The organism is Pseudoalteromonas sp. SG41-5 (assembly GCF_014164495.1).
Taxonomy (GTDB): domain Bacteria; phylum Pseudomonadota; class Gammaproteobacteria; order Enterobacterales; family Alteromonadaceae; genus Pseudoalteromonas; species Pseudoalteromonas rhizosphaerae.
This window is the reverse complement of the sequence record NZ_JACJFH010000201.1, coordinates 1-2,452: the sequence shown is the minus strand read 5'-3', so window position 1 is coordinate 2,452 and position 2,452 is coordinate 1. Positions and strand designations below refer to the sequence as shown.

The following is a 2,452-nucleotide window of genomic DNA, read 5'->3' as shown; positions in this document are numbered from 1 at the left end:
TTGTTTAACTACAAATCAATCATTAAAAATGAAGTGAATTTTTGCCACAACGTTTTGCCAAATTTAATCTCGCTTTCAGCTTTTATATTATCCGCATATTTCCATGGGAATTTAAATATATCCGGCGGTGTTAGCTTTCTGATAGGTTTACCCGTCAATAAGTTATTGAGCTGTTCTTCATCATTAAATTCTTTTCTAAGTTCATCATCCGCTTTAGACATTTCTTTTAAAAATGACTTATCAACCCGATACCAAAAGTACTTAGGGCGGCCATTCGCTTTATCAAATTCAGCGGTGGTTTTATCAAACTCACGGTAATATTCAAATTGCGGAATATCAGCTAAAGGTTGAGTAACATCCATAAAGTTTTGTAATAATTCCCAATGTACAAATGCAGAGCTAATTAAATTAGCACCTGTCCACGCATAAAAAACGTCTTTTTTAAAATGTAATAGTGTAAATCCCCTAAATGGAAAGCCGCTTTGAGGGTTGTTCTGGACTTTATAGTGAGCATTAAACTCTTCAAATGGAAGTTTATTAATTACTTCGGTACTGTCATTTTGAGATAGCCAGACAAGGCCCGTAGTTCTCTCAAAATTCATTCTTGAATGCATAACTATTTTTCTTATTAACGTCCAGATAGTTAAGTTAAATAATTTAGATCCTCCCCATATAAATAAAAGTACAATTAATACATCTTTTGCCTCTTCTGGATCTCCAAATAGAAATAAAAAAAGAGGTAAACAAAATATAAAAAGTAGAAGAGTTAAATGCGCACAAAACCAAAAAAATAATAGTACGTCAATTACTTTTTTTCCTAATGTAGATAGACTTAAAATATGCGGATCACTACCAAGAACATTTCTATAATGTTCAGCTTTTCCTGATAAATTATATTTATAATCGGAGTTTTGAGAACTGTCAAAACAGTGTCCAAAAACATTTCCTCTTGGGTATATTGCTTGCTTACTTTGATAACGGCAATACATAGAGTCACGCTCATCAGTCGCTATTTCATCTCTAAATTTTGCATATTGCTTACCTCTATAAGCGGTTTCAGCATACTGCTCATGCATATTCTATTTCCTTTATTATCCATGCTTTATCTGGTTGCTCACCTTTATCCCAGTTATTACGCTCATCAATATCCACATAGGGCAAGGTCACATTTTTATCTAGGCGGTACTGTACTTTTACTTTCCAATCAACTTCGAAATGTTTCGGCCACATAGATAAAGCTGGGATAGCATAGACCTAAATTAACTAACGTTGTTAAGCTGAAAAATAAAGTCATCAATTTGCTGGTTATTTTTAGCAATAATAAACTTACCCTTATCGTACATCCTTAGTTCATAACAATTTAAGTCTAGTTTTTCTCCTTTATAAATCACCTCAACATTATTCATAAAGTACACTTTCCAATACGACTTATTGATAGTAACTAACTGTGTGCAACCATAAGTCAATAAAAAGCCAACCGTCGCAATTGGGCCTGAGTATAGTTGCCAAAATTGAGTCAACGACATATCTCCTTGAATATAGAGATAATCAGGCCCTGTTAGTGACGTAAAAATTGCAGATAGTGTCAATAATGCAAAAGCAGCTGCTATGACAGTCCATATAGCCACATTCAAACTGGCGTTGAAGTGTGTCTTATAATTAGCCGTAAAGTTTACAACCGTGAATTTGCTTGGGATACTTTTGATTGTTGCGTTCATTTTTTCGTCCTTGTTCATGATTTCCCTCTTAATAATATTAAAATAGGGTATTTACGGCATACCGCAGGTTAGTTGCATAAATAACCGTTTGGCTTTGTATTCCGATTTAACGTTTCTTTTCTTTCAGGTTCAGAGATCAAGCGTTGCCTGTAATCAGGTATAAAATACTCACCACTTCACCAAGGGTTTCTCGTGGTATTTGGGTCGGCAAATTACAGCTAGAAAAGCGGCGTCACCTGATGCTTTATCAGGAAAAATAACAATACCGCTATCTACATAAGCTGCAAACTAAACCTAAAACAATTAAATGCATCACTTTAGGTTCAATTTTTTAAATTTTTAAAGAGCGATTTAGCTTTTAATTACCACACTTCCTGACGGTTAACTTGGCAATCTGCTGGGTCTAAATAGGGTTTTAACTCCTCAGGAAATCCGTGTTTTTCTGTTATATCTTTATCTATTTTGAAGTAGTGCTCTATTGATTGATATAAGTGTGTACCAAGCGGGATTGATGTATCCATAAAGGTCATGGCTGTTGCATATTGCAGCGAATCCCACTCACGATTAAAACCACCTACGTAAAATGTCGGTTTAGTGAGTCTATAATGCTTAGGGTACTTTAATGGCACCATGAGAGACACAAACACGCGTGAACCACCACGGGCTGAGCCTACATTGCGCTCATTTGCACCAAAACAAACAATGTCTTCGTAAGGTAAATAAAACGGTTTTCT

At 35.1% G+C, this 2,452-nt stretch carries 3 protein-coding genes and 1 pseudogene; all 4 read right to left on the bottom strand.

Going from position 1 to position 2,452, the window contains the following annotated elements:
- Positions 1–8: 8 nt before the first annotated feature.
- Positions 9–1,076 (bottom strand): hypothetical protein, encoded by a 1,068-nt coding sequence (locus H5232_RS22940; RefSeq protein ID WP_182762766.1) that lies wholly within the window; start codon positions 1,074–1,076, stop codon positions 9–11.
- Entirely contained in the window at positions 1,069–1,230 is a 162-nt protein-coding gene (locus tag H5232_RS22935; protein ID WP_182795027.1) for a hypothetical protein, read from the bottom strand. Before H5232_RS22935 ends, H5232_RS22940 begins: the two co-directional genes overlap by 8 nt.
- A 29-nt stretch (positions 1,231–1,259) precedes the next feature.
- Positions 1,260–1,718, bottom strand: a complete 459-nt coding sequence (locus H5232_RS22930; RefSeq protein WP_182762842.1) for a hypothetical protein — start codon at positions 1,716–1,718, stop codon at positions 1,260–1,262.
- Between the two features lie 362 nt (positions 1,719–2,080).
- Positions 2,081–2,452: pseudogene (locus H5232_RS22925) on the bottom strand (hypothetical protein); the annotation flags it as partial.